19 protein-coding genes and 1 pseudogene are annotated in these 24370 nt (G+C 38.7%); 11 read left to right on the plus strand and 9 right to left on the minus strand.

Annotation, left to right across the window (positions count from 1 at the left end):
- Positions 1-200: 200 nt before the first annotated feature.
- The 4 genes from J8L73_RS03045 (at position 201) to J8L73_RS03060 (ending at position 8822) form a co-directional block, all read left to right on the plus strand.
- On the plus strand, positions 201-821 hold the full coding sequence (locus J8L73_RS03045; RefSeq protein ID WP_211014744.1) for a DUF1449 domain-containing protein: 621 nt from the start codon (positions 201-203) through the stop codon (positions 819-821).
- 61 nt (positions 822-882) lie between these two features.
- Complete coding sequence (locus tag J8L73_RS03050) at positions 883-2985, plus strand: hypothetical protein (protein ID WP_138681258.1); 2103 nt, start codon at positions 883-885, stop codon at positions 2983-2985.
- Between the two features lie 84 nt (positions 2986-3069).
- Complete coding sequence (locus J8L73_RS03055) at positions 3070-8397, plus strand: DNA repair ATPase (protein WP_211014746.1); 5328 nt, start codon at positions 3070-3072, stop codon at positions 8395-8397.
- A 245-nt stretch (positions 8398-8642) separates the two neighbouring features.
- Complete coding sequence (locus J8L73_RS03060; protein WP_211014748.1) at positions 8643-8822, plus strand: 2TM domain-containing protein; 180 nt, start codon at positions 8643-8645, stop codon at positions 8820-8822.
- A 69-nt stretch (positions 8823-8891) separates the two neighbouring features.
- Here the strand turns inward: J8L73_RS03060 and J8L73_RS03065 are convergent, their stop codons facing one another.
- The 3 genes from J8L73_RS03065 to J8L73_RS03075 form a co-directional block, all read right to left on the minus strand.
- On the minus strand, positions 8892-9329 hold the full coding sequence (locus tag J8L73_RS03065) for an OsmC family protein (protein WP_211000097.1): 438 nt from the start codon (positions 9327-9329) through the stop codon (positions 8892-8894).
- A gap of 158 nt (positions 9330-9487) precedes the next feature.
- A complete protein-coding gene (locus J8L73_RS03070; protein ID WP_138540660.1) occupies positions 9488-9625 on the minus strand; it encodes a DUF2256 domain-containing protein in 138 nt (45 codons plus the stop codon).
- The gene (locus J8L73_RS03075) at positions 9615-11129 is read right to left on the minus strand and encodes a deoxyribodipyrimidine photo-lyase (RefSeq protein ID WP_211014750.1); all 1515 of its coding nucleotides are present in this window, start codon (positions 11127-11129) and stop codon (positions 9615-9617) included. Before J8L73_RS03075 ends, J8L73_RS03070 begins: the two co-directional genes overlap by 11 nt.
- 189 nt (positions 11130-11318) lie before the next feature.
- On the opposite strand from J8L73_RS03075, the gene J8L73_RS03080 reads away from it, so the two are divergent.
- From J8L73_RS03080 to J8L73_RS03100, 5 genes are all read left to right on the plus strand, one after another.
- Positions 11319-11924: a flavin reductase family protein gene (locus tag J8L73_RS03080; RefSeq protein ID WP_211014752.1), complete on the plus strand. Its 606-nt coding sequence runs from the start codon at positions 11319-11321 to the stop codon at positions 11922-11924.
- Positions 11925-12017: 93 nt separating this feature from the next.
- A complete protein-coding gene (locus J8L73_RS03085) occupies positions 12018-13607 on the plus strand; it encodes a YHYH protein (RefSeq protein WP_211014754.1) in 1590 nt (529 codons plus the stop codon).
- 9 nt (positions 13608-13616) lie between these two features.
- Entirely contained in the window at positions 13617-14147 is a 531-nt protein-coding gene (locus tag J8L73_RS03090) for a hypothetical protein (RefSeq protein ID WP_211000056.1), read from the plus strand.
- The gene (locus J8L73_RS03095) at positions 14147-15601 is read left to right on the plus strand and encodes an ATP-binding protein (protein ID WP_211000055.1); all 1455 of its coding nucleotides are present in this window, start codon (positions 14147-14149) and stop codon (positions 15599-15601) included. The genes J8L73_RS03090 and J8L73_RS03095 overlap by 1 nt, the downstream gene beginning before the upstream one ends.
- Positions 15602-15609: 8 nt before the next feature.
- The gene (locus J8L73_RS03100) at positions 15610-16284 is read left to right on the plus strand and encodes a response regulator (protein ID WP_138612212.1); all 675 of its coding nucleotides are present in this window, start codon (positions 15610-15612) and stop codon (positions 16282-16284) included.
- A gap of 17 nt (positions 16285-16301) precedes the next feature.
- Here J8L73_RS03100 and J8L73_RS03105 read toward each other — a convergent pair whose 3' ends face one another.
- Positions 16302-17156, minus strand: a complete 855-nt coding sequence (locus J8L73_RS03105; protein WP_211014756.1) for a PA4780 family RIO1-like protein kinase — start codon at positions 17154-17156, stop codon at positions 16302-16304.
- Positions 17157-17405: 249 nt separating this feature from the next.
- Between J8L73_RS03105 and J8L73_RS03110 the strand changes: the two genes are divergently transcribed.
- Together J8L73_RS03110 and J8L73_RS03115 are read left to right on the plus strand one after the other, a co-directional pair.
- The gene (locus tag J8L73_RS03110; protein ID WP_211000052.1) at positions 17406-17681 is read left to right on the plus strand and encodes an EF-hand domain-containing protein; all 276 of its coding nucleotides are present in this window, start codon (positions 17406-17408) and stop codon (positions 17679-17681) included.
- 12 nt (positions 17682-17693) lie between these two features.
- Positions 17694-18146, plus strand: a complete 453-nt coding sequence (locus J8L73_RS03115) for a hypothetical protein (RefSeq protein ID WP_211014758.1) — start codon at positions 17694-17696, stop codon at positions 18144-18146.
- Between the two features lie 106 nt (positions 18147-18252).
- On the opposite strand, the gene J8L73_RS03120 is transcribed toward J8L73_RS03115, so the two are convergent.
- From J8L73_RS03120 to J8L73_RS03140, 5 genes and pseudogenes are all read right to left on the minus strand, one after another.
- Positions 18253-19632: a VCBS repeat-containing protein gene (locus J8L73_RS03120; RefSeq protein ID WP_211014760.1), complete on the minus strand. Its 1380-nt coding sequence runs from the start codon at positions 19630-19632 to the stop codon at positions 18253-18255.
- A gap of 162 nt (positions 19633-19794) precedes the next feature.
- Positions 19795-21735: a bifunctional diguanylate cyclase/phosphodiesterase gene (locus J8L73_RS03125; protein WP_211014761.1), complete on the minus strand. Its 1941-nt coding sequence runs from the start codon at positions 21733-21735 to the stop codon at positions 19795-19797.
- 222 nt (positions 21736-21957) lie between these two features.
- Entirely contained in the window at positions 21958-22797 is an 840-nt protein-coding gene (gene yghU / locus J8L73_RS03130) for a glutathione-dependent disulfide-bond oxidoreductase (protein ID WP_211014763.1), read from the minus strand.
- A gap of 73 nt (positions 22798-22870) precedes the next feature.
- Positions 22871-23452: pseudogene (locus tag J8L73_RS03135) on the minus strand (rhomboid family intramembrane serine protease).
- Positions 23453-23574: 122 nt separating this feature from the next.
- On the minus strand, positions 23575-24258 hold the full coding sequence (locus J8L73_RS03140; protein WP_211014766.1) for a type 1 glutamine amidotransferase domain-containing protein: 684 nt from the start codon (positions 24256-24258) through the stop codon (positions 23575-23577).
- Positions 24259-24370 lie beyond the last annotated feature (112 nt).

The following is a 24370-nucleotide window of genomic DNA, read 5'->3' on the forward strand; positions in this document are numbered from 1 at the left end:
GGGGACTTTGCATGGCAATTAAACGATTGTAAGAAAGTGTTGATGCTTAGTGCTTTATACTATAGGTAAAACGGGAGGTAGTTTGTTTACAATTGTTTATAAAAGCAGACTGTAATTGTTATAAAAAACTTAACAAATTCTCTTCAAAGTGGTAAAAATCTTATTGTATATACGTATTAATACAAATGGATAGCTGTAATATGGAATTTTTAAACTTAGCGCTTACGTTTCCTACCGTTATATTCACGGCCCTGTTATTAGTTGTTGTGTTGTTTTGGACAATCACTTTACTGGGTTTTGCTGATATCGACATGTTCGAGTCTGATTTAGATATAGAAGCTAATTCATCAAATACAAACAGCACTGGGCTATTATCGAGTTTTGGCTTTGGCAGTATCCCTATTACAGTATCAATTAGCTTAGTGGTTATGCTGAGCTGGTTAATTAATATTTATGCACACAAGTTTTTTGCTTACCTACTTGGCGATGGAATTTTATTTTATATTTTTGGTTTAGTGATGTTAGTAGCCAGCGCGATTATTGCTTTACCTATTGCCATTATGATTTCAAAGCCATTACAGGGCTTTTTTTCAAGTGTAGAAACCTCTAGTAGTAGCGACCTATTAGGTCTCGAATGCATAGTAGTTACTGGCAAAGTGACACCTACATTTGGGCAAGGAAGAATTAATTTTCAAGGTACCGAGCAATTAATTCAAATAAGATCACACGACGAACACCCCTATAGCACAGGTGATACGGTTGTATTGCTTGAGCACTTAAAAAAGCAGCATTGTTATATTGTTACTGCTAAACCTTGGTAACTAAACGCCGTTTTTGCTGTAAATAACACATAATAAATCGATAATTACGTTAGGACATAACATGGAATTTTTAGATAACTTACTACCTATATTAACGTTTGTAGGTATAGCGATCGCGGTCATTTTTGCTATTTTGTTAATTATTGGCAAGTTCTATCGCAAAGTTGAACAGGGCCAAGCGCTCATTATAAATAAGATGAAAAATGAACCTGATGTAACCACAACAGGCGGCATTGTTTACCCTGTTATCCATAAAATGGAAGTCATGGATATTTCAACTAAACGCATGGTGCTTGAGCGTAAAGATAAAGGCGGCTTGATTTGTAAAGACAATATACGCGCCGATATTGCCATTACGTTTTATATTCGTGTTAATGAAAATAAAGACGATATTTTGCGTGTCGCTAAACATGTGGGCTGTGCACGTGCGTCAGAGCATGAAACGCTACAAGAGTTATTTGAAGCTAAGTTTTCAGAAGCACTTAAAACGGTTGGTAAACGAATGGATTTCGTTGAGTTGTTTACTCACCGAAACGAATTTAGAGACAATATTAAAGAAGTGATAGGGCAAGATTTATCTGGCTACACGCTTGAAGATGTTGCTATTGATTACCTAGAACAAACGTCGATTGAAAAGCTTGATTCACAAAACATTCTTGATGCCGAGGGGATCCGTCGTATTACCGAAATGACGGCAGCGCAAAATGTATTAACCAATCAATTAAAATGTGATGAGCGCGCAAAAGTAGAAATACAAAACCAAGAAGCCACAGAAAAATCACTCGAGATTGAACGCCAAAAACAAGATGCAATGTCGCGTCAGGTTCGTGAAATTGAAACCGTTAAAGCACGCGAACACGCCGAAGCTGAAAAAGTACGCCACGAAGAGCGTTTAAAATCAGAGCAGGCTCGAATTCAATCTGAAGAGTCAATTGGAATTAGCGAGCAAAACAAGCAGCGTGAGCTTGATATTGCAGAGCAAAATCGACTGCGTGTACTGGGTATTGAGGAAGAGAAAGTTTTACGTTCTCGTGAAATAGAAGTGATTGAACGAGAAAGAGAAACTGAAATTTTACGTATTAATAAAGAAAAAGCACTTGAAGTAGAGCGCAAAGAAATTGCTGATGTAGTGCGCGATCGCGTAATAGTAGAAAAATCGGTAGCAGAAGAGCAAGAACGTATTAAAGATGTGCAGGTTTTAGCCGGTGCAGAACGTGAAAAAGACGCCATCATTATCCGAGCTAAAGCAGAAGCAGAAGAAGCATTGGTTAAAGATATTGAAGCTGCTAAAGCGCAAGATCAAGCTGCTGAGTTTAAAGCTCGTGAACTTGAAACAATGGCCAATGCAGAGCTGCGCATTGCTAATCAGCAAGCAGAGTCTAAAAAGATACTGGCTCAAGCACAACAAGTTGAAACAGCAGCACAGGGCTTAGCTGAGGCAGACGTAATTACGGCTAAAGCACAAGCAAACGCAATGCAAGGTGAAGTGGATGCGAAGGTACTTCGCCAAAAATTAGAAGCAGAAGCGCAGGGTAACCGTGAAATTGGCTTGTCTGAAGCGCAAGTGCAAACAGCAATGGCTGATGCTAATGAGAAACAAGGTGAAGTCGAAGCCATTAATCTAGAGCGTAAAATGCTTGCTGAGGCCAAAGGCCTTGAAGAAAAACTACAGGCGCTTAATGCGATGGACCAAGATGCCCGTGATTACGAAAGCTTTACACTTCAACTAAACCAGCAAAAAGAATTAGTGCTGGCTAAAATTGAAGCGGGTAAAGATATAGCAGAGCATCAAGCACAAGTGATGAGCAAAGCTCTTGGCGATGCCGATATTAATATTATGGGCGGTGATGGTCAGTTCTTTAACCAGTTTATGAGTGCTATTAGCTTAGGTAAATCAATAGATGGTTTAGTAGATGAAAGCAAAACAGTACAAACTGTATTCAAAGATCACTTAAATGGGGATCGCAATTTAATTGAGGATTTGAAAGGAGTATTAGCGGGCGCTAACGGCTCAGCTGAAACCATGAAAAACCTTAATATGAGTAAACTATTAAAGCAATTGAGTAACACCACCGCGGCTGAAAAAAGCCAGTTACTAAGTATGCTAGGGGGCAATATGGGCAGCGGGCTTGACGAAAAAATTAAACTCAACCCGCAAGACTAACTCCCTCTCAATCTATAGCCGTAATAGTTAACATTACGGCTTTTTTGATCACACATACAAAAGTAATACTGTAGGAAAGGTTTAATGACGGACTCAACACAACATGCTTTAGAGCAGGGATCGTACGATTTAATTAAGCGTCGATTAAATAACTTTGGTGCAACACTCAAAACGCAAACAGATACGGTTAATGCCTCGCGTATTAGCGAGTTTGGTAGTACAGAGCTTCAAGTAAAAGGGCGGGTGCGTGCGCGAACTGAGCAAAACTGTACGCCACGCGATATTGTGATTGTTGGCGATAAAGTTATTTTTGCTTACAACGTGTTTTTGGGTCTGAAAAAAGAAACCTCAATTGATGATGTATTTAGTGTGCATAAATTGGTTCAACAAGAGGATCACTTTGAAATTGAGCCATACCCAGAAAAAACATTATTTTTAACCGATACTCGTTTTATTAGAGATTTCGAAGAGCTTTATACTTACTACAAACAAACTAAGCTACAGCACTTATATCAACAAAACGGTAAGTTATTTGCGCTATTTCAAATCGGTGAAAAACTCTCTGATGTGCGAGTGTTTAGGTGGGAAATACACCCTGACAATACTATTAATTATATAGATAACCGTGGTGAGCGCGATATTAAACACGCACACGACTATGATTTTGAATGGCAAAAAACAGACCGTAGCGACCACGTTGAAGGGCGTCACGGGCATATAAGCATAGCCGACACCGTATTTGTAGAAACCATTGGTGGCACGCTCACCATAAAAATAGAAAACAGCACCGAAACCGGTGAAGGCATTCATCAAGAACCCGTTGAAGATAAAAACCAATCACTTGCTGATAGCGAAGTTGAATACGCGCAGGTGGGCGATTTAATCTTACTTAAAATTTTGCCGTATCGTGAAAAACAATGGCGCTATTTTATTTTTAATAGCCGTACTTCACAGGTAATGCGCCAAGATGCCATTGGCAGTGCCTGTGTTACTTTACCCGAAGATCACGGTATTATTTTCCCTGGTGGTTATTATTTACAATCGGGGCAGGCTCGCTCATTTGAAGAACAAATTGATGATTTAGAATTTCATCGACAAGTTAAATCGCCCAATGGCGAAGATGTATTGTATGTATTTTATGAGCCAAGCGAAGGACGCTATGCTTTATTTGCCTACAACATTATTGATAAAAACTTACAAAACCCAATTTACTGCCACGGTTACGGTATTTACAACGATGGTGTAACACTCACTTTTAAGGCGGATAAAGAACAAGCCGAGCGCGTACACCCTATTCAAATATGGCAAAGCCCATTTGTATCAGCTGAGTTTGCTGCTAACGCACCTGCGTTAACAAGTTTTTTTGGAAAAATTGGTAACCCAGATTTAGTACGCGGTATTTCAGATTTATATAGCGTATGCAAAGCGATTAACGAGCAAAGCCCAAGTTTGTTTCACTACGAGGACATGATATCGCTGAGCCGTAATATTTTTGACCGCTATCACTGGCTTAACGAAAGTGAGTTTGCAGAAATAGCACAAAGCTTACACAGTATTTTTGAGACAGCTGAACAAGTACTTGATGAATTTGAAAAAGTAACTGAAATACAAAACAAAGCTAAGCAAGCTCTTGCCGATATTACTAAACAGTACACAGAAGTAACACGAGAGGTTCGTCCCGATAGCTTTAAAGCGGTATCAGAGTTTGTAACAGCAATAGATTCGTTAAAAGTGCTAAAAGGGCAAATAATCAGCCTTGAAGATATCAAGTACATAGATATAGGTGCGCTTAATCAGCTACAGGGCGATGTAGATGAGCACTTGAGCGGTGTAAGCCAAGCTACTGCTGCTTTTTTACAGCAATCATCAGCACTTGAACCGTATCATAAAAAATTAAAAGAACTTGAAGAGCTAAGTGCTAAGAGTGAAAGCGTAACCGAACTTAAGACCTATATTGCCGAGCTTGATAAACAAAGTGTGGAGCTTGATTTACTTAACCACACAATGCTTGATTTAGACATAGACGATAGCCGTATTCGTACTCAAATTTTAGAAGATATTAGCGGTGTATATGCGTTAGTTAATAGGGCGAAAGCAGGCATAGAAATGCGTCAAAAAAGCTTAGGCAGTGTTGAGGCTAAAGCTGAGTTTGCCGCCCGCTTTAAGTTATTCTCACAAAGCATTACTAATGCATTAAATAATGCAAAAACCCCTGAGGCGTGTGACGATCAATTATCGCGTTTGTTAATACAGCTAGAAGAGCTAGAGTCGCAATTTAGCGACTTTGATGAATACCTCAGTGAAATAATAGCCAAGCGAGACGACGTTTACGAAAGCTTTGAAGCGCATAAGCAAAGTTTAATAGATGCGCGTCAGCGCCGTGCACTTAATTTAGCGAATGCCGCAGAGCGTATTTTACAGGGCGTTAATCGACGATCGCAAAGTTTCACTGAGTTAGATGCGCTAAACACCTACTTTGCAGCTGATCCGATGATCAGTAAGTTGCGTGCACTTACGCAAGAGTTAAAAGATATTGGCGATGAAATACGTGCCGATGATATTCAGTCAAAACTAAAAGCGAGTAAAGATCAGGGCATTCGCTCATTACGTGACAAGCAAGATATATTTACCGATGGCGGTAATACGGTAAGCATAGGTAAGCACGCATTTAGCGTTAATAAGCAATTACTTGATTTAACGTTACTGCCTCGCGATGAGCAGCTAATGCTGCATTTAACAGGCACCGATTATTTTGAGCCAATTACCGATGCAAAAAGTGTTGAAACATTAGCGCAAAGCCGTCACTTGTGGCAGCAAGCGCTAGTGTCTGAAAACAGCACTATTTATCGAGGTGAATATTTAGCTGCGCAAATTTTATTAGCCTGCGAAAATAGTGAGCATGCACTTACATTTACACAATTGCAGCAAGCTAAAGATGACAGTACGCTTTTAAATGTAGTGCAAAAATTTGCAGAGCCTCGTTACCAAGAAGGTTACGAAAAGGGCATACACGATCACGACGCTAGTGCAATAATAGAGTCGTTACTTAATCAAAAAAGCACTCTTGATTTACTCATTTATCCAGTAAGTTGTAGGGTAGTTGCGCAGCTATACAGCGCGCAATTGTCAGTGGATCAGTTAGCTACTTTTTATCACCAAGCAAAAAATGCATTGTTGATGGAAACGCACTTTGGCGCAATTAACTTTATTAGCGCTTTAACATCTCAACTGAGTGAGCATATTAGCGAGTTTTTAAATACGATACCTCGTATGCTTGTGCACTTTAGTGATTTATCAAGTGAGCTCAGCGCAGCATATTTAATTAAGCAATTGGCGCAGCAAAAAAGTGCAGATGAACCTCTGTTTATAGTATCTCAGCAAGCTAAAAAACTCGCCGAGCAGTTTAATAGTGATGCAAATAGTAAGGGGTTTAGTAAAGAGCTAACCCAGGCTAACACCACACTTAATAGCGCAGATGAGCGCGGTCTACTTTATTTAAGTTGGCTAAATGCCTATTGTTTACAACACAGTAATATTAGCGCTGAAGTTCAAGCTGAAGCAGCGAATTACCTTCATTTAACAGCCACTACTTCTTTTAAATACAATGTTTTAGATGTAGATACTGATAACACTGTTAGTGGGTTGATGGGGCAACATAAGCAAATAAGTGAGCAAACCCTACAAGTTGATTACGCGTCGTTTTATGCACGTACGCGTGAGTATATTACTGGGCAAGCGCCTGCCTTTGAGCAATACCATTCTCTACGTAGTGAAATTTTAGCAGAGCAAAAAGAGCGCCTACAATTAGATGAATTTAAAGCGCGGCCTTTAAGCTCATTTGTGCGAAACCAGCTTATTAATAAAGTGTACTTTCCAATTATTGGCGATAACTTAGCAAAACAAATTGGCTCAGCCGGTAAAAATAAACGTACCGATTTGATGGGTATGCTATTACTTATATCGCCGCCAGGGTATGGTAAAACCACGTTAGTTGAATATGTAGCTAACCGCTTAGGCTTAACATTTGTAAAAGTGAATTGTCCATCAATAGGGCACGACCAAGTATCACTCGACCCATCTCAGGCCATTAACGCAACTGCCGAAAAAGAGATTGCTAAAATCAATCAAAGCTTTGAAATGGGCAATAACGTAATGCTTTATTTAGATGATATTCAGCATACAAACCCTGAGTTTTTACAAAAGTTTATTTCGTTATGTGATGGCTCGCGCCGAATTGATGGCGTGTGGAATGGCAAAAGTAAAACGTATGACTTACGCGGTAAAAAGTTTGCTGTGGTTATGGCGGGTAACCCCTATACCGAATCAGGAGAGAGTTTTAAAATACCAGATATGCTTGCTAACCGTGCCGATATTTATAACTTAGGTGATACGTTGGCAGGGTGCGAACAAGAGTTTGCAATGAGCTTTATAGAAAACGCCCTTACGTCTAACTCAGTGCTTGCGCCGCTGGCAAACAGAAATATGGAAGACTTATACAAATTCGTGCGTATTTGCCAAGGCGAGGGTATACCATTAAACGAGCTTGAATATGGCTACTCACAAGCTGAAGCCAACGAGATTAAAGCGGTTATTAATAAGCTAATCACTATCAGAGACACTGTATTAAAAGTCAATGCGCAATATATTGCTTCTGCTGCACAAGACAACAACTACCGCACAGAACCGCCATTTAAGCTGCAAGGTAGTTACCGTAATATGAATAAAATGGCTGAAAAAGTGGTTGCAGCCATGAATGACGAAGAGCTTGAGAATTTAATTTGCGATCATTACCGAGGTGAAGCGCAAACACTCAGTAAAGGTTCTGAAGAGAACCTACTTAAATTAGCTCAACTGCGAGGTAATGCAACAGAGCATGAACAAGCGCGCTATGAGCAAATTAAAGCTGACTTTGTTAGGTTAAATAAACTTGATGGTGCTGGTAGCCCAGTAATGATGGCTGTGGAGCAAATGGGTTATTTGCACGAATCGTTAGAAGGTATCGCAGATAAGCTCAGTAAAAGTAACCTGAGTTACGATTATAGCGAGACACTTAGTACTGTGGGTAAAAATCTAACCAATTTAGACAGCCGTCATTGGTTTAATACCCTCAATGACACGCTTAACTCTGCTTTAAGTCAGGCGCCAAATCAAAACAGTGTTGCGCAGTTAGTTACTGCAATTGAGAAAAATAGCAATCAAGCGCAACTAAGCGAGCTTAATAAAACACTTGAGGCCAATAGTGTTAACCATACTCTTGCTATGCTTGCTCAACAGCTAGGGGAGATAATTGCGCAAAATAATAATAAGGATGAAATTAAAGTCCTAACACAATCTTTAACTCAGGCAATTGCGAGCAATAACGTAAAGCAGCAACTAACACAGCTAGTGCAAGCATGGTCTGGTAAGCAATAAGTTAAACTTAAATAATGTCACTTTAATAAGTGGCATTTAACTGTTTTGCTTAATATTGTAATGGTGTTGACGTTAGTTTTTTGCGCTTACAGCGATGAGATTGACTAATTATAAAAGTAGAAACTAAAGATAAAACAGGCAGGTATAAATAAGTGACAAGTGTCATATTAACTGATGACAAATAACACCTCCAAAGCTTAAAAATTAAGGCAATAATGACCTTACATTTTTAGAGGAGAGTAAACATGAATACATCAAAATTTTTCGAAAACCTAAAACGTTACTTAGCTGTATTAGTATTTTTTACAGCAATTAATTTAATTACATCGCCAAATAATTTATGGGTAGTTTGGCCCGCGTTGGGTATGGGGATTGCGCTACTTAAAGATATGTTAGATTTAACCACTTCAAAAAGGTGTGGGTAGTGCATAGTAAGCCAAGTAATAATTTACTTGGCTTAAGCTTCTTAATTTTAGGATTTAAGTATTAGCGGTCTATGAGGCGCTTTCGAGCGTTGCATCAAGTGATATTTCGGTATTGAGCAGCTTTGAGATAGGGCACTCTTTTTTAGTTTGCTCACACAATGCCTGAAATTGCTCGTTAGCAATATCTTTAATACGTGCGTTTACTTCAAGTGCTATGTGCGTCACTGCAAAGCCATCATCTACTTCATCAAGGCTCACTGTGGCTTTGGTATCAATTTTATCGGCTGTAAAGCCAGCATCACCTAATGCAAGTGACAACGCCATACTAAAACAGGCACTGTGCGCCGCACCTACTAGCTCCTCAGGGTTTGACCCAGGCTCATCTTCAAAGCGGGTATTAAAGCCATACGGTTGTTTATCAAGTGCGCCACTTTGTGTAGAAATACTGCCTTTGCCTGTTTTAATATCACCAGACCACGTTGAGTTTGCCGTTTTTTTAATCGTCATCATCTTCTCCTTGCTATGAATGTAAGCTTTTCAGACCTAATAAGCGTTATTTACATAGAAGCTTAGGTAAGGCCCTGTAAAGCACTGTTAGCAGTAACGCAGCAAAATAAGCGCCAGTCTGTAAATACTGATGTGGAGGAGTGATGGATAAATAGGCGCTAATTTTTATTACGTTTACAGCGCTCTGAGCAGTAAATAACGTTATCCCAATCGCGTTGCCATTTTTTACGCCATGCAAATGGCTTATTACAAACAGGGCATATTTTTTGTGGCAGATGTAATTTTTTATGCGCCATGTTGAGCACTCTTTGTTTTTTGTTTTACTGTGCGAGTAAACCCCACGTGTCTTTTTAATATATTAGGAATAGCACGCTTAACGTCTGCTCGCTCGCGGTATTGCCATAAGCGTTCGCGTGCTTGCTTTGAAGCATCGGTTAAATCAAGCATGGGTTCTGGGTAATCTTCTCCTAATTTAAAGTCGTTAAATAATGCTTCCATTGGTGTTTGTTGCCAAGGCTCGTGTAAATATTCTATTGGTAGTTTTTCAAGTTCGGGGCACCACTTTTTAATAAAGGCGCCGGTTGGATCTTGGTCTTCAGATTGCTTAATCGGGTTGTAATGCCTAATAGTATTAATACCCGTAACAGAGGCCTGCATTTGTATTTGCGGATAGTGAATACCAGGTTCAAAGTCTAAAAAGTAATTTGCCAGCGGTAAACTTGCCTGCTGCCAACTGATATTTAAATGATGTGTTACAAAGCTTACAAGCATAGCGCGCATTCTAAAGTTGATATAACCGGTGGCTTTTAAGCAGCGCATGCAAGCGTCAATAATGGGGATACCCGTTTGGCCTTGTGCCCAGCGCTCAATATCGCGTTCTACATGCTCATCGGTACGATACGGAAATACATGATAACCCGGGTTTAATGCTTTAAATTCCATCGTGCATTCGCTCTCAAACTTTTGCATAAAATGGCAATGCCAATGCAAGCGCGATACAAATGCAGCAAGCGGGCGTTTCCAGCCTTTTTTATTGGGGTGTTTTGAATGGTATTCATCAATAGCCTTTTGGTACACCTGTTTAAGGCTTATATTACCCCACGCTAAATAAGGCGAAAGCCTAGAGCAATGAGTACGGCTTAAACTTGGGCTAGATATTCCTTTTTGATACCCCTTGCCGCGCTCTGCAAAAAAACTGTGTAATACACTATGGGCTTGTAATGGCCCGCCTATTTGAAAGTTGTCATTTTCTTGCGTATAGCTTTTTGGCAGCTCTGGAGTGACATAGTTATTGAGCGCAACGGTATTTATGTTTTTCCAATTAGGGGTTGCGAGGTCAGCTTGCATTGTTTGTTGCCAACGTTCGTTCCAATGACTGCGATTTTTTTTGCCACGAATAACAGCGCCCGTTTGTGACTCAAACCAGTTAATATTTTGTGTTTGACACCAATGGCTAACTAACTTATCTCGATCAAAGGTGTTATTTAGGCCAATTTCTTGATGGCTAAATATATTTTCTATACGGTATTGTGAGTTTAAGGTGCTCAATAGCTCAAGCATGTCTTGGTTAAAAACATAAAGGGTGGCATTAAAGCGCTTAAGCTGCGTATTTATTTCCATTATAGATTGATAAACAAATCGCCAATGTCGCTCGTTATAATGCGGATCTGCAAGCATGAGTGGCTCAAAATTATAGAGTAGTAATGTGGGTAAACCATTACTAAATGCATTTTTAAGTGGCTGATGATCGCTAAGGCGTAAATCGCGTTTAAACCACACTATGTTTATTTTTTTAGGCATGTATTTGTTTATAACTTTAAATAATAAAATTAACTCATTACTAATTTAGGTTTGCTAGGTTTATAACTTATGCTGTGGTTAAATTAGTCTAAGTTTTAACATTAATAATTAAACCAGCGCGAGTTTGTAAGTACCTATACGTAAGATATTAAAATTACGATTTAGCTTTAAATATTAAAAAGGAAAAATATGTTTTTAGATTTAACTAAAAATAAAGATTTGAATGTGTACTCATACCTAGTGGGAGGGATTAGTCCTCGTCCTATTGCATGGGTAAGTACATTAAATGAAGATGGAGTAGCAAATGTTGCGCCATATTCTTTTTTTACTGTAGCGAGCTGTAACCCGCCAGTACTGAGTGTTACGCAGGTAAACCCTCGAGATAAAGCAATCAAAGATACTTTAGCGAATGTATTAGCTACTAAAGAGTGTGTAGTTAATATTGTAAGCCATTCTCAGGTTGAAAAAATGAATCAAAGCTGCGCAAACTACGCCAGTGATGTGAGTGAATTTGATGCGGCTAATATTACTAAAGTAGCGAGTGAAATGGTTGCTGCCCCTGGGGTTGCAGATTCAAAAGTACGCTATGAATGTAAGCTTAGAGAAGTGATTACTTTTTCAAACGAACCCGGTGGTGGGCAAATGATACTGTTAGATATTGTTGGTATTTGCGTTGAAGATGAAACATTTGTTGATGGCTATATCGATCCTACTAATTTAGATTCAGTAGGGCGCATGGGCGGAGATTACTACGCAACCACAAGGGATAAATTTGCTGTTAAACGTCCATCATAGTGTGGGCGTTTAATCTTTCATAATTCGTGCACATTGTTTGCACTTTTACTTGTTAACTTTATTTTATTAAACGTTAATGTAAAAGGTTAAATAGTGAAAGTACAATTTAAAAATAATACCTCAAACATCACCAAATTATTTGCGTTAAGTACACTGTGTATAGCTTTAACGGCATGTAACAGCGACTCAGCAGACACAACGTCAGACAGCGATACCGTTAGTAATAGTGTACCTAGCATTGATGCGGGTATTGATCAAACAGTTAACGCAGGCGATACCGTCTATTTAAATGCAAGCGTTGAAGATGATGATGACGTATCTGTAACTTGGTCGCAAACATCGGGGACTGCTGTTACTCTCACATCAAGTACAACATTAACGAGCGAATTTACCGCGCCAGAAGTACTCGCTGATGAATCGCTAGTATTTGAGTTAAGCGCAGATGATGGCGTAAATAGCGCTGTTATCGACACCGTTACTATTAATGTTGTTGCCTCTGTGGTTGTATCAAATACAGATGCAAAGCTTGCAAGCTGGATAATTAACAACGATACCACATCTACTTATATTCAAAATAATGGTGGTGTTGTTGAAGATGTGCAGTCGGTCGAACTGGTAACTGTATCTGAACAAAGCACTGATGTTGAATACATGTATGTGCAAGCAACGGATATTCCAAAATATGATATTACTCTTACGCAAGATCAGGTTGATGCGTTAAACAATCGCCCGCGCGCAGCAAGCGACTTTTATAATGGGGTTACCTCTGCAGTTGCAGGGCAAACCGTTTTGTTTGGCGAAGACATTGGTTATAAAAGCAGTACCCAAAACTGTAATGACACTGGTGGCGCAGGTTATTGGCCGCCAGGACCAAGTTGTCCTACAGAGCAAAGTGTAGAAGCTTACTTTCCCGTTACGCCTACTGATTTATCAGACACCGATACATGTGAAACAGGTTTAGGTACTGTTGGCTTAATGGTAAATGGTACCAGTATATTTAACTGGGGTGATGGTATGAGTTATGGCAATAATGTGTGGTACACATTAGCCCCAATTGCAGAGCAATATGATGTTGATATATGTGGTGGACATGCTGCAAATGGGGAATACCATCATCATTTTTACACAAGTTGTTTAGCTGATTTATTAGAAGATGATGGCGATGCACATTCTCCTATTTATGGTTTTGCAGCCGATGGTTATCCTCTTTATGGCCCATACGAAAGTAATGGAGAGCTTGCTTTAAGTGGATGGGAAATGCGTGACTATGGTGCTCCTACAAGTGAAGGGGGCTGTGATAGCGAAGGAGAGCGAAGCTGTACGTTAGTTGAACAGTACGATATTAGCCAAGGTACGCAAGAAAGTGAAGCAGGTCCGGATATAGGTGAAGAAGTAACAACACTTTCTGGAAATACACTTAATGCTGACGATGGTTACTATTTTGAAGACTATTATTACGCCCATAAAACGGTAACAGGCGCTCAACTTGATGAGCATAATGGCCATGATACAAATGATGGCAAGGGCTATCATTACCATATAACACTCACGCTAGATAGCGACGGTAAATTACAACCTTCATTTCCTTATCAAATAGGCCCGCGCTTTAAAGGTGAGCTTGCTGATAACTCTATTGGTAGCTGTGATACTGGCGAAACGATGGGTCCGCCGCCAGGCGTTTAAGGAGTTTCTATGCGTTATATTAAATACGCACTGATCCTTGTTACTACTGCGCTATTGAGCTTTAAGCTCTTTGCGCAGCAGGAAATGATGGATCATAGCCACATGCCTATCGCAGTGCCAAATGATGCACCTACACCGGCGCTGAGTCTTGCGTTATTAAAAGATAGTATGTCGGGCTATAACTTAATACTAGACACTCAACGTTACGACCTATCGGTACCGCCGGCGGGAAAGATGAATATGCAGCAAATGATGACTGCTACGATAAATCCTAATAACGGGTTTTTACAAGGGCATGCACATTTGTATATTAATGGCGTTAAAATACAACGAATATACGGACATGCACTACATTTACCCTCGTCTTTATTTAAACGTGGTATAAATACTATATCAGTGACCCTTAATAATCATGGGCATATGTATTGGACAGCACAAGGTAAAAAAATAGTCGCTACATTGTATATTAACGACGAAAGTGAAAAGTTAATAACGTACAGATTTGAAAGCTTCCCAAGTAAGGTTGAAGACGAAGATTAATGAAAATTCATAACAAACTTTTTTTAATTTTATTTAGTTTCACATTCAGTATTATTGCTGGATTGGTTGGGCTTATACAGTACAGTATAGGCCAAGGCGTTATTGATTTTGTAAACGCAAAAGAAGTAAAAGCGCTTGAGCCTTTAACTGTGACATTGGCTCAAAAATACGAAAAAAAGCCATCGTGGGATTACATTATTGGCAGTGATATGCAATTTTTGAGGTTGGTTGAATCTCAGTTGCGCTCAAGCCAGTTTTTATCTGATTTACCCGATATACCACAAAGACCTTTTATGCGAGAAGATAGAAGGCCTAGAAATCACGAACGTTTTGAACAACGAGAGCGCCGACCACCACCTGAACATACAGCACATTATGCTTTGCTTGATGAAAATGGGCAGCGTATTTTCGGTAAATATTTTAACGACTTAACCTATATAAAAACCCCCATTGTTGTAGATGATAAGGTTATTGCATATCTTGCAGTGTCTAAAAGAGATAGTTTAGCTGATGGTTATGAACTCGACTTTTTAGAGCAACAAACTAATTATGTTTGGCTGATAGCGTTAACTGCGGTATTACTCACACTTTTATTATCCTTTTTACTTTCACGCCACTTGGTTGATCCGGTTAAACAAATAGCAAGCGGTATGCATAAGCTCACGAAAGGGCAATACAGCACTAAGCTTTCATTGGATCGAAAAGACGAATTAGGCCAACTAAGTGAAGACTTTAATACACTTGCGTTTACACTTGCTAAAGACGAGCAAGTACGTAAGCGTTGGCTTGCTAATATTTCACATGAGCTAAGAACACCCATGAGCATTTTACTTGGTGAGCTTGAAGCTATGCTACTTGGCATACGCGAGCCCAATAGTAAAAATATTAGCTCTGCTAATGATGAAGCGCTTCATTTAAAACGCTTAATTGATGATTTACATATGCTCAATAGTGCTGAGCTTGGCGGTATGCATTACACCATAGAGCCAACAGATATTGGCCTATTGTTAAACTCTATTGAGCACAAATATCAAGTGTTGTTTGAACAGCATAAAATAAATTTTTATTTATTAAATAGTGCTAAACATGCCATTGTTGAAGCAGATAAAACGCGTATATTACAATTACTGGATAATATTTTAATGAATGCCGTACATTACGCACAGTGCACAACTATTTCTTTAACTGCGAGTAATATAGAGGTTAAAAATCAACCTTATTTAGAAATCGCAATTGAAGACAATGGCGTAGGTGTTGATGAATCTCATTTATCACACTTATTTGAATACTTATATCGAGTAGATAGCGCGCGTAATCGTCAAGAAGGTGGCTCTGGTTTAGGCTTATCAATTTGCCAACATATCGTAAAAGGCCACCAAGGTGAAATAGCCGCAGAAAAAGCGAGCTTAGGCGGTTTAGCGATTATTATTCGCCTGCCCTTAATAAAGGTTTAGAGGACAGAATGGAAGATCAAATACTTATCGTTGAAGATGAAATAAAATTAGCTAACTTAATGAGCGACTTTTTAACAAGCCATCATTACGCAACGCATAAAATTCATCATGGGAATGAGGTGTTACCTTGGCTTGAGCACAATAGGCCAAGTTTAATATTACTCGATATAATGTTACCAGGACAAAGTGGTATTGAACTGTGTAAAGCGATAAGAAAGTTCTCTAATGTGCCTATCATTATGGTATCGGCGAAAGTAGAGGAAATAGACCGTTTACTAGGCCTAGAGCTAGGAGCCGATGATTATATTTGTAAGCCGTTTAGTTATGCGGAGCTGGTGGCGCGCGTAAAGGCAATTTTAAGGCGCTTAACAAGTGTTGGTGAGCTTAGTTCATCAACAATGAAACTAAATGAAAGTACTTACAGCGTGCAATACAAAGCGAGTAGCATAGAGCTTACAAATTTTGAGTTTCAGTTATTTAAACCTCTATTTAATAACCCTAATCGTATTTTTTCGCGTGATAGCTTAATGGATACTATGTACGCTGACCAACGGATCGTGAGTCATCGTACTATTGATAGTCATATTAAAAAGTTACGTAAAAAATTAGATGAAGTCACCCAAACCGACAGTGTTATTCAATCGGTTTATGGGGTGGGTTATCGATTTGTTCATCCTCAATAGTTAAGCTTTGAGTATTTTTATTCTTCGTCAGCGTTTTTAATACGTTCTAAACGGTCGAACTCTTCATATTCGGCCGCTTGAATTTCATCTAAAACTGAATCAACATCAGCAAGCTCATCACTTTCTTCAAATGTACCGCTTAACACTGTATTAGGTGTTAGATTTGCTTCTTCAAATAAAGCCCACATTTCTTTTGCGTACTGTGTTTGTAATAAGCTTGGTGCAAACTGCCCATAATAACGGCGCATATTGTTCACATCGCGACTAAACATCGCTTGGGCGCTGTTATTAGCTGCTGCATTAACGGCCTGAGGTAGGTCGATAATAACAGGGCCATTACTATCTACTAATACGTTGAATTCAGATAAATCGCCATGAATAAGGCCCGTACAAAGCATCAATTTGATGTTGTGGATCATTATTTTGTATTGTTCAATGGCTTGCTCTTGAGTTAGCGTAACGTGGCCTAATTGCGGCGCTACATCACCCTCTTCATCACACACAAGTTCCATTAACAGCACGCCATCAATACAGTAATAAGTATCAGGTACTCTCACCCCAGCACGCGATAAACGTGAAAGGGCGTCTACTTCAGCATTTTGCCAAATTTCTTCTTCTAATTGACGGCCATAGCTTGAACGTTTACCCATTGCACGGGCTTGTCGACCACCTCGCACTTTACGACCTTCTTGATATTGGGCTGCTTTTTTAAAGCTACGTTTTACCGCATCCTTATACACCTTCGCACAGCGAATTTCACCGCTACTGCGTACTACAAATACGTCGGCTTCTTTACCGCTCATTAAGCGGCTGATTACTTCGTCAATTAAGCCATCATCAACGAGGGGCTGTAGGCGCTTTGGTATTTTCACTGTGATGCAACTAGAAAAAGAGAAAGATTAAACATGTAATTAAATAAACCTTTATATATTTGTTGAAAGTTTGAACAGTTGGCTGTTTTCAATAATTATTTAGCACAATAACTGAAATAGTGAGCAAGGTAAAAATAACATGCTAAAAACCGTACTTTTTTCACTTCCTTATTGTTTGCACAATGTTTGCTATTTTTCAGCGTAGTCTATCAGTACACCCTAATTAATATTAAACGCAAGGTTACCACTATGAAGCATTTTTCTATTTTTGCAGCTGCTGCATTATTATCAATGGCTTTTTCTGCCAATGTGGCTGCTCGAGGCGGTGATAATCCACCACCTAAACCTGACTTTTCAACTATAGATGCAGATGGCGATGGTGTTATAAGCTTTGCCGAATTTAGTGAGAGCGCACCACCACAAGGTGATGCACAAACTATTTTCGATGAAATAGACGCAGATGGAAATGGCGAAATTAGCGAACAAGAATTAAGTGAACATAAGCCACCACGTCGTAGCCGCTAAAGGAGATATTAAATGATCAACAGTATTGGTAGTTCATCTAATTTTGTAACTCAGCAAAGTAGTCAGGCGAGTGCTTTAACACAAGAACAAACTGACTTTGTAGAGGAAACGCTCGCTGAGTTTGATGCAGAAAACTTAAGTGCAGAAGATGCACAAAGCATTCAGGCGGCTTTTCAAGAGCAGGGTATTTCTCCCACTAAAGAGCTTGCCGATTTAATGGGTGAACTTGAATTTGATGCCAAGAGTATTGGCGATGCAGGTCGTCCTGAAGGTCAACGTCCGCCGCCACCGCCACAAAATTCATTAGAGTCTGTTGATACTGACGAAGTAGTAAGTTACTTAGATGAATTACTTAGCGAATATTCAAACCAGCTATCTGATGAAGATAAAGAGTCCATCTTATCTTCTGTACAAGAAAAGTTTGGTTTAAGTGAAGGCGACTCACTGCTAAATGTAACAGCTTAGGTGTTATAATTTGAGGTAAAGCTGACTGTTTATCCTTAGGTCTTAAGTCCAAAGCTCGGTTAATGTTTTTACATTACCGAGCTTTTTTTATGCATTTTTAAGGCTATTAATTTAACTGTGTTTCAATTTTGTTGGTGCCATCTTTTTGTGTAAATTTAAAAACAAAGTCTTTTTTTCCGTCTTGGTTTACATCGACTAACAAAATATCTTTATTGTGTTTAGGCAGTACTAATTTTAACTTTTTACGTTTTTTATCCAGCAGTGAGTTTTGCTCACCATAGTAGATATGCAGAGTTTTTTTACTGTATTTATACACTGCATCAATATGACCATCGCCATTTATATCACCTAGATAAAGAGCCGGAGAAGACTCACTTCCATTCATATCTACTTCCATTTCTAAATCGAGCTCAATGTTAGATTCATTAGAAAAGGTTCCATCGCTTTGCTGTTTATATAAATTCATTTCTACATCTACATCGGTACTACCGCCGCCCATGGCCATTGAGGCGATTGTGCCTAGGCCAATATCTAAATCTATTTTTTGTAAATCAATGAGCCCATCGTTATTGAAATCTGTTTTTAATACTAGCTCGCTTGGCCCTTCGGTATTAAATAGATTAATAGATGAAGTAGCAAAGCCTGTCGCATTTCCTAAATACAACGTATGTGCAATTTTAATATCAAGCGAATCCATGCCTTGCGTAGGTTTAAATTGCCTAGTAGTAAAATCTAAAAAACCATCGTTGTTTACATCTAAGAGCTGCTTAATTTTTCGGGTTTCGCCGTTACTTAGCTCGCCTAGTTCAATATTAAAATTAATAGGGGTTAAGGCATCGACATAGCCTTGTGCATCCGCTAACAAAACATTAGCACCAAAGTCGCTGGCAAAAACTAAGTCGCTTACACCGTCTTTATTAAAATCAATGACGACAGGTTGGTTGTTTATATTAACCTCAAGAGATAGCCCTTCTTTTGAAAATCGCCCATTATACTCAGCTGCTTGTTCAAATTTATGTGGCTTGAATGCTCCCTCATTATTTTGAATATATAAGGTACTGCTTGATAATCCTGGAATTAAAATATCGCTAAGGCCATCGTTATTGGCATCAATAACAAAATTTATTTTTTCAAATTTATCGACTTTTAATTGGCTAATCACTGAACTGTAATTAAATAAAAGCTCAGCTTCTTTTGCTGTACTTTTATAAACACCGTTATTAGTTAACACAAGGGCTTGTTTATCTGTTGTATTTGCAATGGTAGCTATATCAAAACCAAATGCATTTTTAGGTAAGGTAAGCTCATAGCTCTGCGAGCTCAGCAAGTTTATTACCTCTAGTTGCTTTGACTCTTTGTTATAAGCGAATAGAGTGGGGGTATCGGTAGTGATCAATTTATCTGTTGTTTTTATTACCATTGTTTGTGCAAAAACGCTTGCTGGTGTAAGTAAAATGGTAAGTGAGTAACAAAGAGGCTTTAGCATGTTAAATCCTTTTACAAAAATTAGTACCACTACAAATAAGTGAAACTGTAGTGATTAAGATGCAATTAGACTACGCTATAAAAGATTTTCTTAGTGTAAGTAATTGTAATAATTTATTTAATAAAATGTGTTTATAAGGACTTGGAACAAAATTTAAAAAAACTAGCTACAGAGCTTATTTTGCTCATTTAAATATGAGTCTACAAATGCTTGCTCCATAGGTTTTGAAAAGTAGTAACCTTGTAAGTGAGATACGCCAATATCTGTTAGTGTATTAGATTGCTCTATGGTTTCTACGCCCTCAGCTACGACCATAAAATCAAGTGAAGAGGCCATCTGAACGATTGCATGGATAATACTTAAACCGCGTTTATCCATATTTTGAATAAAGCTTCTGTCTATTTTTACTATATCAACACCAATATCAAGCATACTAGAGAGTGATGAATAGCCTGTTCCAAAATCATCAATTGAAATACAAAAACCTTGCTTTTGTAGTGCTTTAACAGCAGTTAAAAATGTGAGTTTGTCTTCTGCGAATACAGATTCGGTTATTTCAATATGTAAGTTTTCAGGTTCTACAGTATATAAATTGACTATTTCAACTACTTTGTTAACAAAGTCTGGGTCTTGTAGCTGAATAACCGACACATTCACACTCACTGCAATTTGAGGTTTTAGGTTATTAAACTTTTGCGCTTGGATACATGCTTGTTCTATGACCCAAATGCCTAAATCGGTAATTAAACCGTACTGCTCAGCAATAGCGATAAATTCGTCAGGAAAAATATCTTCTCCATCAAGTTGCCAGCGTAATAGCGATTCAAATGACGTAACTTTATTTGTTTTACTATCAACAATTGGTTGAAAAACAAGCCTCAAACTATTTTCTTTTATTGCACTGGCTAAGCGGTAACTTAATAGAGTCTCGCGTTCCTGCTTGAGTCTAAGGGAATCGTTATAAATATTTACGTTACTTTTTGCTATGCGCTTTTGATGGTACATAGAGATATCAGCAGAACGAATCAATGTATTTAGTTCATTGCCATGCTCAGGATACATGGCAATACCGATAGTGGCTGAAACCCATTTTTGGTATTTATACTTTTCATGATCTGCACCAATACTTAGTAGTACGTTATTTGCAAACTCTAATAGCTGAGCTTTACTTTGGTACATCGTTAAAATTAAAAATTCGTCACCACCCCATCTGCATTTATACAGGTGCTGATCGCATACGTTACTAATTCTACGGGCGACTTCTTTTAATACTTTATCGCCTACTTTATGCCCTAAAGTGTCATTTATTTGTTTAAATCCGTCTAGGTCTACAAATAATAAAGCAAATGGCTCGTCTGGGTTTTCGTTTAAACGCTTATTTGCATTTTTTAAAAACGCGGTTCTGTTGAAAAGGTTTGTAAGAGGGTCTGTGTTTGATAAGCGATAAATTTCTTCGGTACGTTGCTCTACTTTGTCTTCCATTTCATCGAGTAATTCTCTATTTTGATTTCTTAGTTTTATAGCGCTTTGAGTAAATGATGCCGACTTATAAGAGGAAGCCATCATGATCGCAGTAAATGTCAGTCCTAAAATGCCTAATACGTGGTTATAGTTAGCATCAGACAACATTAATAAAAACGAGTAAGGTGCCAGTAATATAAAGCTATAGACAACCGCGGTAATTCTACTGCCAGAAAGTAGGTTGGCAGAGCCTCCAGCAAAGGCAGACAAAATAGCGATAGTAGTGGTTATTTCTATTGTAGATGATCTTTCATGAAACCAAAGCGCATAACCACACCATGAGATAGATGTTAAAATACACCCTAATGAAAAGCGCTTTAGGTAATTATTCGCATAAAATAATGGGTTGTTATTTTTATCCCTTACGAAGCAAATGACATCAACAGCGCGCGCAGCTAATAACGAAATCATGATAGTTAGCCACATCCCTTTTTCATAGGATGTTTGTTGGTTGCTTAAATCAAATGCAAATACCAGTATAAAACTTACAACAGCGGAAATAGCAATGCCTGAAATAGCATTAGAGTATAAAATTTTAACGGCTTCTCTGCGTTCTTCACTATTTAAATTTCTATATGGCACTAAGTAAAACCTTATACAAAAACTACGTTTAATAATGTGTAGCTTTGAAGAAAAGACACCTAATGCTACAGGTAAGAATGCATTAAACACACTTACTCGCAAGGTGCTAATTGTTGGTATAAATATAGTTTATGAGCTTAAAAGAAAAAAGTGCAGGTAGTGAATAGGCCCAAAAATAATATTATGGGCCTATTAAATAAGGTTGTCTATACTATTTAGTTATTAAAAATCGCTATCATTATGGCGCTCAGCCATTTGCTCTTCCTCGGGGCCCCAAACGCGGTTTACACGGCGTCCGCGCTCAACAGCAGGGCGCTGCGATACTTGTTTAGCCCAGCGCATAACGTGCGTATACGAAGCCACATCTAAAAATTCGGCAGCATCGTACAAGTCACCCAGTACTAGTGAGCCATACCATGGCCAAATTGCAATATCGGCAATTGAGTACTCATCGCCCGCCATGTATTCGTTTTTGCTTAAATGGCGGTTTAGTACATCAAGTTGGCGCTTAACTTCCATCGTAAAACGATCAATAGGGTATTGCATTTTACTCGGCGCATAACTATAAAAGTGGCCAAATCCGCCACCTAAATAAGGTGCAGATCCCATTTGCCAAAATAGCCAGTTGCGACACTGCGTTTTAGCTTGGAAGTCTTTTGGAATAAGCACATCAAATTTTTCTGCGAGGTATTGAAGTATTGAACCTGATTCAAAAATACGGGTAGGAGGCGTTGTTGAATGATCCATTAATGCTGGTATTTTTGAATTAGGATTAATATCAACAAAGTCAGAACCAAACTGATCACCTTCACTAATATTTATTAAATATGCATCGTAATCAGCATCGGTGCAGCCAAGCTGTAAAAGCTCTTCAAACATAATTGTGGCTTTTTGACCATTTGGTGTTGCTAATGAGTAAAGCTGAAATGCATGCTCACCTTTAGGTAACGTTTTGTCGTGAGTAGCACCTGCAATAGGACGGTTAATATTTGCAAATTTACCACCACTTTCACTTTCCCACGTCCAGACTTTTGCCGGTGTGTATTCGTTATCATTGCTCATATAAACCTCAATTGTTGAAAAATATTGACTGATTAATAATAAATAAGGGCAAAAGAGAGTAATTAAAGGGTGACTAAACGCCCTTTAACCGATCTGATTTTGCTAACTTATAACCTAAGAAGAACCCGCTTAATGCACCAAATAAATGGCTTTCAAATGAAACGTGGAAGCGTTGCGGTAGCACTCCCCAGATAAATCCACTGTAAAGCACTGCAACTACTAGAGCAATTACAATCGATTTGAAGGAGCGTCTTACTATGCCATAGCAAAGTATAAAGCCTCATAAACCATATATAACACCACTTAAACCAACATGATAACTACTGCGACCAAAGGCCCATACTAATAGACCACCAGTTAAGGCAGTAAAAATAAACACGGTATAAAAACGTTTCACACTATATTGGCAAATCAACCAACTAAGAACGGCAAAAGGAAGCATATTGCTTGCAAAGTGCCACCAACTACCGTGTAAAAATGGCGCGCATAAAACACCAAATAAGCCCTGTATGCTGCGCGGATATATACCTAATCCATTGAGCGTAATACCAGGTAAACTATTAATTACCTGTAATATTAAACAAACGAACACCACACTAAATATTGCAAAACGAGTACTTTTAATTAATGACGATGATGAAAGTTTTGTGGTCATTTAAACGTCCTAAGGGAATTATTTTGTCCCAGTATAGGAGTTAGGTTTAGCTATTAAAAGCGATTTACTGTCAGTGCTATAAAGTATAAGAGCGGTACTAAGTACCGCTCTTTAAAACTTAGTTAGCTAAGTTTAGCTAATAATTTTTTAGCAGCTTGTTCAGAGCTTGCAGGATTTTGTCCAGTAATGACTAAACCGTCTTCAAGTGCTAGTACACCCCAGTCATCCGTTTTTTGATAATCGCCACCTTTTTTGATTAGCTCATCTTCAACTAAAAATGGCACGATATCGGTAAGCTGCACAGCTGCTTCTTCTGAATTAGTAAAGCCTGTTACTTTTTTACCTGCAACTAAGGCGTTGCCGTCTGCATCTTTAACATTTAAAAAGGCTGCACTAGCGTGACATACCGCTGCCACTGGTTTCTGTGATTTTACAAAGTCTTCGATTAATGAAATTGAATTTGTGTTATCTACTAAATCCCAAAGTGGGCCGTGGCCGCCTGGGTAAAATACCGCGTCAAAGTCGCTCGCATTTACTTCACTTAGCACTTTAGTGTTTGCCATTAGGGTTTGTGCCGCGCTGTCTGCATCGTAGCGTTTGGTTGCATCTGTTTCAAAATCAGCAAGTGTGCTTGTTGGGTCAATCGGAGGTTGACCGCCAGCAGGTGAAGCAAGTGTTACCTCTACGCCCGCATCTACAAATGCATAGTACGGTGCTGCAAACTCTTCTACCCAAAAACCTGTTTTTTCACCTGTGTTACCAAGTTCTGAATGTGACGTAAGTACCATTAGTATTTTTTTAGCCATGACAATATTCCTTCGATTATTGAGTAAATTAATTAATGTTTGGTTTTTACCAAAGCGCTGTAGTTACTATATGAACTTACAAAGCTTTAAACAACGTTGATAAATTAAACTT

Origin of the sequence: Pseudoalteromonas sp. MMG006, assembly GCF_018101025.1 — a bacterium.
In the GTDB taxonomy this organism is placed as follows: domain Bacteria; phylum Pseudomonadota; class Gammaproteobacteria; order Enterobacterales; family Alteromonadaceae; genus Pseudoalteromonas.

What these genes read in the sequence shown, in the direction of transcription:
- J8L73_RS03045 (WP_211014744.1), top strand. Translation starts at nt 201, where the DNA reads ATGGAATTTTTAAACTTAGCGCTTACGTTTCCTACCGTTATATTCACG.
- J8L73_RS03050 (WP_138681258.1), top strand. Translation starts at nt 883, where the DNA reads ATGGAATTTTTAGATAACTTACTACCTATATTAACGTTTGTAGGTATA.
- J8L73_RS03055 (WP_211014746.1), top strand. Translation starts at nt 3,070, where the DNA reads ATGACGGACTCAACACAACATGCTTTAGAGCAGGGATCGTACGATTTA.
- J8L73_RS03060 (WP_211014748.1), top strand. Translation starts at nt 8,643, where the DNA reads ATGAATACATCAAAATTTTTCGAAAACCTAAAACGTTACTTAGCTGTA.
- J8L73_RS03065 (WP_211000097.1), bottom strand. Translation starts at nt 9,329, where the DNA reads ATGACGATTAAAAAAACGGCAAACTCAACGTGGTCTGGTGATATTAAA.
- J8L73_RS03070 (WP_138540660.1), bottom strand. Translation starts at nt 9,625, where the DNA reads ATGGCGCATAAAAAATTACATCTGCCACAAAAAATATGCCCTGTTTGT.
- J8L73_RS03075 (WP_211014750.1), bottom strand. Translation starts at nt 11,129, where the DNA reads ATGCCTAAAAAAATAAACATAGTGTGGTTTAAACGCGATTTACGCCTT.
- J8L73_RS03080 (WP_211014752.1), top strand. Translation starts at nt 11,319, where the DNA reads ATGTTTTTAGATTTAACTAAAAATAAAGATTTGAATGTGTACTCATAC.
- J8L73_RS03090 (WP_211000056.1), top strand. Translation starts at nt 13,617, where the DNA reads ATGCGTTATATTAAATACGCACTGATCCTTGTTACTACTGCGCTATTG.
- J8L73_RS03095 (WP_211000055.1), top strand. Translation starts at nt 14,147, where the DNA reads ATGAAAATTCATAACAAACTTTTTTTAATTTTATTTAGTTTCACATTC.
- J8L73_RS03100 (WP_138612212.1), top strand. Translation starts at nt 15,610, where the DNA reads ATGGAAGATCAAATACTTATCGTTGAAGATGAAATAAAATTAGCTAAC.
- J8L73_RS03110 (WP_211000052.1), top strand. Translation starts at nt 17,406, where the DNA reads ATGAAGCATTTTTCTATTTTTGCAGCTGCTGCATTATTATCAATGGCT.
- J8L73_RS03115 (WP_211014758.1), top strand. Translation starts at nt 17,694, where the DNA reads ATGATCAACAGTATTGGTAGTTCATCTAATTTTGTAACTCAGCAAAGT.
- J8L73_RS03120 (WP_211014760.1), bottom strand. Translation starts at nt 19,632, where the DNA reads ATGCTAAAGCCTCTTTGTTACTCACTTACCATTTTACTTACACCAGCA.
- yghU (WP_211014763.1), bottom strand. Translation starts at nt 22,797, where the DNA reads ATGAGCAATGATAACGAATACACACCGGCAAAAGTCTGGACGTGGGAA.
- J8L73_RS03140 (WP_211014766.1), bottom strand. Translation starts at nt 24,258, where the DNA reads ATGGCTAAAAAAATACTAATGGTACTTACGTCACATTCAGAACTTGGT.